5 protein-coding genes are annotated in these 7,271 nt (G+C 41.8%); 4 read left to right on the forward strand and 1 reads right to left on the reverse strand.

Translation table 11 applies throughout. The annotated features are described in order from the left end of the window. Positions 1 to 101: 101 nt before the first annotated feature. Entirely contained in the window at positions 102 to 1,712 is a 1,611-nt protein-coding gene (locus CWB76_RS05140; protein ID WP_138605953.1) for an endonuclease, read from the reverse strand. Positions 1,713 to 2,009: 297 nt separating this feature from the next. Between CWB76_RS05140 and CWB76_RS05145 the strand changes: the two genes are divergently transcribed. The 4 genes from CWB76_RS05145 to CWB76_RS05160 all read left to right on the forward strand — a co-directional run bounded on the left by CWB76_RS05145 (position 2,010) and on the right by CWB76_RS05160 (position 7,020). Then, entirely contained in the window at positions 2,010 to 3,824 is a 1,815-nt protein-coding gene (locus CWB76_RS05145) for an assimilatory sulfite reductase (NADPH) flavoprotein subunit (RefSeq protein ID WP_138605955.1), read from the forward strand. Between the two features lie 67 nt (positions 3,825 to 3,891). After that, complete coding sequence (gene cysI, locus CWB76_RS05150; protein WP_138605957.1) at positions 3,892 to 5,589, forward strand: assimilatory sulfite reductase (NADPH) hemoprotein subunit; 1,698 nt, start codon at positions 3,892 to 3,894, stop codon at positions 5,587 to 5,589. Positions 5,590 to 5,631: 42 nt separating this feature from the next. Next, entirely contained in the window at positions 5,632 to 6,372 is a 741-nt protein-coding gene (locus tag CWB76_RS05155; RefSeq protein WP_138605959.1) for a phosphoadenylyl-sulfate reductase, read from the forward strand. A gap of 135 nt (positions 6,373 to 6,507) precedes the next feature. Next, positions 6,508 to 7,020, forward strand: coding sequence for a DUF4124 domain-containing protein (locus CWB76_RS05160; RefSeq protein WP_138605961.1), 513 nt, complete (start codon positions 6,508 to 6,510; stop codon positions 7,018 to 7,020). Positions 7,021 to 7,271 lie beyond the last annotated feature (251 nt).

Raw genomic sequence — 7,271 nt, forward strand, 5'->3', positions numbered from 1 at the left:
AAGATGTGTTATGTACTTATTAGTAATTATAATGCGCAGTTTATAATAAAAAGCCTCTGCGTAAGCAAAGGCTTGTGTTTTCTGCGAAGCCGGAAGCCCGTTTACCAAATCATCTCTACAAATTCAGGATGATCAATATACGGGTTACGATTTCCCTGAAATTCAAACGCTGCTTGGTTGCGGTCTAATTCCATTTGGCTAACAGGATCGTTGTTATGCCACTTTAACAGCATGGCCACAACCCAGCTTTCAAATACTTGGGTACTGGTGCCATTAAGCACGTCATTACTAGCTGCGGTGTTATTTTGCCAAGCACCAATTACGTTTTGATAACGGGTTGCCATGTAAAAATAAGCACGAGCAAAGTCACCTTTAAATTCATCAATAGGTTCAAACACAGTACCGTTGTAATTAATCGTATTACTTGCAGAGCCTAATTTACTGCCGTTGGTTGAGGTAAACGAAGCGCTTGCTACTTCACCGAATGGGAAGTTGCTTCGTTTTGAATTTACATAACCGTCAGTGGCGTAAATATGATGAACATCAGAGTTCATCGGTTCAACTTTTCCACCAAACCAACTTTTAGGGAACGAATGCTCTCGGTTGTAGCAATCTGCCTCACCACTGTAGGTGCCACATTGATCGCTAACAGCTGTGTATGTGTAGCTATCAGAGCCATTGGGCTTCTCGCTGTACATATCTAAAATACTATTATCGTTTTCATAGTATTTATCACGCGCCGATGCGTCGTAAAAATTCCAAATAGCGGAATACCCCTGAGCACTATGATTATTAATAATATTATAAAGCTCAGTTTTTAGCGTGTAACCAGACAAGCCTTGAGTTGTCACATAGTAGCCGGTTGGCGTCGGTGTTGGCTCAGTGCTTCCTAATGAGAAAGCGGTAGCTTCGGTTGTTTGAAAACTAGCTCCACTGGCGAGCAATGTGCTTTCATTATTCAAGGCGTAGCTACCACTGCCATATGAACAGCAAATACCATCGCCATAGCTGTCATTAATAGTAAATGTATACTCACCATCGGTTACGCATAATTGTTCGGTATATTGGGTGTTTGCCGCATACCCACTTCCGCTTGCAACGACACCGGTTTGGTTGTGCGCTATTTGCCAGCTGGTTTCTTCGCCGTAGTTATCTGTGGTTAGGCTAAAAGTAAGGCTGTTATCTGCGCAGCTTGAAGAGCCACTGCTGTCATTGTTAGGCAAGAAGTTATCAATATAAACTAACTCGCTACCATCAAATCCCGTTGTATCATAAAAGCGTAAGCCGACATCAATGGTTTTACTACTATCAGCGGTGTAGCTGTAAGTTATGGTTTGCCATTGGTTGGTTTGTGCTGGATTTGAATAGCCTTGATAACCATCTATCAACAAACGCGCCTTAAGATGGCCTTCGGTATGATACACATCCACTGAGAACTCATAAGTTTTACCCATTTCAACTGCGACTTGCTGCAAAAAATCAGTATTGCTTTGTGTGCCTGTATTAACGCTAATCGCTGCTGCTTGTGAGCCTGTGCTTACGACTGTGCTGTTGGCAGATACGTTAATACCGCTATCAATCACTGTCCACGCATCTGGGGTGTTGCCACTGTATTGTTCAAAGTTGCCATTAACCACATTAGCCATCGCGGGTAATGAGGATAATAACAAGGTGCTCAAAAGTAATTTGTTTTTATATATACCGTGTAACATAGGTGTTCCTATTTATATTTTTGCGTAATATACCTTAGAACATTAAAGTTACAAAATTGTTAAATTAAAATTTCATAAAAGGCAATAAAACCCTTTTAGGCCTATTTCGTAGGTTTTTAGATAACTTAATAACTAAATGGAATATCAAAGCAGATTCTATTCTTTTTTTATCTATGCTTAGGCGGCTATCCTGCATACTCAATTAACCTCAACAGAACTTTCTGAGTGAGGTGGCACTCATTTTAAACAATGTGAACAAGCATTGTGTTTAACGTTCAGGGTTATGAGGAAAAATTCATGTTGTTAGGTCAACTCAATGCGCTAGCAAGTCCGCTTTCGCAAGAGCAAGTACAAAAGCTACAAGGTTTAGTGGCTGAGCTTAATCCAATTCAGCAAGCCTGGGTTAGCGGCTACTTAGCTGCTAATGCTAATTCTGCAGCGCTAGGCGCACCAGCTTCAGGTGCACCTGCAACCTCGGAGGCGGCAGCACTGACCATTTTATATGGTTCACAAACAGGTAATGCTAAAGCGGTTGCGACTAAACTTAAAGAGCAAGCTGAGTCTCGCGGCTTAGCAACAAAGCTAGTTAGCATGTCAGATTACAAACCGACTGCCCTGAAAAAAGAAAAGTTTCTAACCGTGGTTGTATCGACTTACGGCGAGGGTGAGCCACCAGAAGACGCTGAAACACTGTATGAATTTTTAATTACTAAAAAAGCGCCAAAGCTTGATGGTGTCAAAGTTGCAGTATTAGGCTTAGGTGATTCTAGCTATGAATTTTTCTGCCAAACCGCTAAAGACTTTGAAGAGCGTTTAACTAAATTAGGTGCGGAGGTTATTCATCAACGCGCCGACCTAGACGTTGATTATGATGACGAAGCAGCCACTTGGATTGAGGGCGCATTAAATGCGTTTGAACCAGACTTAAAAGCCCTGCAAGATGCAACTAGCGGTCAAGTTGTATCAATGCCATTTGGCGCTCCTGCAGCAGCGGCTAGTCAGTACACAAAGCAAAATCCGTTTGCGGCAGAGCTAAGCTTAGTGCAAAAAATTACCGGTCGTGATTCAACCAAAGATGTACGCCATGTTGAAATTTCACTAGAAGGGTCAGACATTACGTATACACCTGGTGATTCACTCGGCATTTACTTTTTAAATGATGAAGCCCGTGTAGATGAGCTACTAGCGCAAACACAAATTGATCCAACTAGCCGCGTTAAACTTGGCGATGAAGAACTCAGCATACGTAATGCCTTAATTGAAAAACTAGAGCTAACACAATCCTACCCTGGGTTTGTTGAAAAGTACGCCACGGCTACAGGCACGCCTGAGCTGCTTAAACTAGTAGAAGATAAAGGCGCAATGCGCGAATACATTGAGCCTCGTCAAATCTTTGATGTGGTTGCACAAAACCCAGCTAAATTAGAAGCGCAAACACTAGTTGATTGCCTGCGTAAATTACAAGCACGTTTATATTCAATTGCCTCTAGCCAAGCTGAGGTTGAAGATGAGGTGCACTTAACTATTGCATTAGTTGAGTTTGAAGCGTTTGGCACAGAGCACTTAGGTGGTTGTTCAGGGTACTTAGCACGCCGCGCAGAAGAAGGCTGTAAAGTAAAAGTGTTCAGTGAACATAACGATAACTTCCGCTTACCAGTAAGTGATGACACACCAATTATTATGGTTGGTCCAGGTACTGGTATTGCGCCATTTCGCGCCTTTTTACAAGAACGTGATGCACGAGAAGCAACAGGTAAAAACTGGCTGTTTTTTGGTAACCCACACTTTACTCAAGACTTCTTGTACCAAGTAGAAATTCAAGGATACTTAAAGTCAGGTTTACTAAGTAAGATTGATGTAGCGTTTAGCCGTGACCAAGCAGAAAAAGTCTATGTACAAGACAAGTTACGTAAAAACTCAAAAGAAGTATTTGATTGGTTAGAAGCGGGCGCTCATTTTTATGTGTGTGGCGACGCTAACCGCATGGCAAAAGATGTACACAATGCCTTAGTTGATATTATTAGCGAAAACACCGGTAAAAGCTATGAAGACGCAGAGCAGTACTTAAAAGACTTAAGAAGCGCAAATCGCTATCAGAAAGACGTGTACTAAGTACACATTGTTTACTTTATAAAAAGTAACGCTAACAGCCGTCACTGTAACAAATTTAGGATTAAACATGAGCGAACAAGATAAAAACGTAAAGCTTTCTGATAACGAGCGTTTGAAAAGAGAAAGCAACTTTTTACGTGGCACCATAGAGCAAGATTTAAAAGACGAGATCACCGGTGGTTTTACCGCTGATAATTTTCAGTTAATTCGTTTTCACGGCATGTACCAGCAAGATGACCGCGATATACGTCCTGAACGTGCTAAACAAAAGCTAGAGCCACTGCATAATGTGATGCTACGCGCACGTATGCCTGGCGGTATTATTAAGCCAGAGCAATGGCTTGCAATTGATAAATTTGCTGGTGATAAAACCAGTTATGGCAGTATTCGTTTAACTACTCGCCAAACATTTCAGTTTCATGGTGTATTAAAACCTGAAATTAAAGGTATGCACCAATTGCTTAATAGTGTTGGAATTGATTCTATTGCCACCGCCGGTGATGTTAACCGTAATGTATTATGTACTACCAATCCGGTTGAGTCTGAGTTACATCAAGAGGCCTACGAGTGGGCGGCAAAAATTTCTGAACACTTATTACCTAAAACGAAGGCATACGCTGAAATTTGGCTCAATGGCGAAAAATCTGAAACTACAGAAGAGCCTATTTTAGGTTCAACGTATTTACCGCGTAAGTTTAAAACTACAGTGACGATCCCACCTAACAATGAGGTGGACGTACATGCTAACGATTTAAACTTTGTGGCGATTGCTGAGGATGGCAAACTCGTTGGTTTTAACGTACTTGTGGGTGGTGGTTTGGCTATGACTCATGGCGATACAGCAACCTATCCACGTAAAGCGGACGACTTTGGCTTTATTAGCCTAGAAGATACGTTAAAAATTGCTGAGCACGTGGTATCTGTTCAGCGTGATTGGGGCAACCGCTCAAATCGTAAAAATGCAAAAACTAAATACACACTCGATCGTGTTGGTACTGATGTATTCAAAGCTGAAGTTGAAAAGCGCGCAGGCGTGAACTTTGCACCAAGCCGCCCTTATGAGTTTACTCACCGAGGGGATCGTATTGGTTGGGTAGAAGGCATTGATGGTAAGCACCACTTAACCTTATTTATTCAAAGCGGTCGTATTTTAGACTACCCAGATAAGCCGCTTAAAACAGGGTGTCGCAAAATTGCAGAAATTCATCAAGGTGATTTTCGCATGACGGCAAATCAAAACTTAATTATTGCGGGTGTACCGGCCGATCAAAAAGCAGTAATTGAAGAAATAGCCCGCAATCATGGTTTGATTGACGATAAGGACACTGAGCAACGCAAAAATTCAATGGCATGTGTGGCATTGCCAACTTGCCCATTAGCTATGGCCGAAGCTGAGCGTTACTTACCGAGTTTAATTGAAAAAATAGAAGGCTTATTAGCCAAACACGGAGTGCCAAATGACAGCATTATTATGCGTGTAGTTGGTTGTCCGAATGGCTGTGGTCGTGCCATGCTAGCAGAAGCAGGCTTGGTCGGCAAAGGCCCAGGTAAGTACAACGTTTACCTTGGGGGGAATACTGAGGGTACACGTATTCCAAAGCTTTACCTTGAAAATGTTGGCGAAGAGGTTTACTTAGAAGCATTCGATAAACTCATTGGGCAATGGGTTAGTGAGCGTAATGATGGCGAATGTTTTGGTGATTTTGTTATTCGCAAAGGTATTGTTACAGAAGTAAAAGTATCCGTTACCGATTTTTACGCATAATTTAAAAGCAGCGCAAAGCGCTGGTGAGGTTTAAAGTTGACCATGAGTGAATTTAAAAACATATTACAGCTAGATAAGCAAAGCCAACAGGCTATGTTAGCTGATGCGAACGGTTTGCTGGCTGACATGAGCGCAGAGCAGCGCGTTGCATGGGCACTTGAAAATTTGCCTGACACTGCGTTTTTATCATCGAGTTTTGGTATCCAAGCTGCAGTAATGTTGCACTTAATGACTGCACAGCGCCCCGGTATACCTGTGGTATTAACAGATACTGGCTACTTATTTCCAGAAACCTATCAGTTTATAGAGCAAATGACTTCGCAGTTATCACTTAACTTAAAAGTGTATAAAGCGCAGCTGAGCCCTGCATGGCAAGAGGCTAAATTTGGAAAATTATGGGAGCTAGGTGAGGCAGGTATTAAGCAATACAACCAGCTTAATAAAGTAGAGCCAATGACACGCGCTTTAAAGGAGCTAAATGCGAGCACTTGGTTTAGTGGCCTACGTCGAGACCAATCCTCAAGCCGTGCTGAAAAGCAAGTACTAGAAATAAGCCGAGGCACGGTAAAAGTATATCCCATTATTGAATGGAATAATCGCGATGTATATCAGTATCTAACAAAGCACAATTTGCCATACCACCCATTATGGGAGCAGGGTTATGTGTCGATGGGGGATATACATACCACGCGTAAATTAGAGCCCGGCATGAGTGAAGAGGAAACCCGCTTTTTTGGCTTGAACCGTGAGTGTGGCTTACATATAGATGGAGATGGTATTTAATTATATTATTATTCAAAGCTATAAAATCAAAAAAACGCAGCCTTTGCTGCGTTTTTTGTTGTTTAATATTTGCTGAATTGGTTCTTTTTTATTATATTGGTTGTGATGATGGATTAAACACACAGCAGGAACGCTATGAAATACTTCACCTATTTAGCAATGTCAGTGATGATATTAGCTGTAGTCTTATTATTTTTTATAAAAAAGCCAAATGGCCAGCCTTGGTTAAGTACCTCTGTTATTCATAGTGAATCAGCAGAGATTAAAAATGAAATGGTAGCGCTTTCATCTGGTGCGTTAGATAGCATTACCTCAGCGATCACCACAGCGGCTAACTTTGAGACAGAAACTCCTAAGCCAATTTATAAATGGCAAGACGAGCAAGGACAATGGCATTTCTCAGATGTGCCAAATAAGAATGGTAAAAGCGAAGTGGTAAAGCTTAACCCCGCCGATATTAATGTCGTGGTTGCAGAAGATACCGCCATTTTGAGTGGCAGTGCTAAATCAGCAGTAAAGCCCTTTCCTCAGCGAGCACCAGCGATATACAACAGTGAATCAATTAATAAGCTGTTTGAAGATGCTGAAAAAGCTAAAAAGAGAATAGAGCAACGCAGTAAAGAGGTCGAAAGTTTTAGCGGCTTTTAATTTTGAGGTGTTTTTGCTGTGTATTCAAATAACGCTTTTCTGCTTCCACTAGGGTCTGTTGACCTTTCAAGGTTAAATTTGCAGCAGTCTGTTTGGTATTTAGGCAAGGCAGAGCCTATGTCGTGTGGTTATTCCCCATAAATAGGCGATAACGCAGCATCAATGCCAAACAGGCGCTGCCCGAAGGGTTCTGCCTAGGGGCGATTTACTCTTTGTTGCTCGGTTTTTACTTAGCCCACTAGGTTACAAAT

It is taken from the genome of Pseudoalteromonas sp. S1609, from assembly GCF_005887255.1.
Classification (GTDB): Bacteria; Pseudomonadota; Gammaproteobacteria; order Enterobacterales; family Alteromonadaceae; genus Pseudoalteromonas.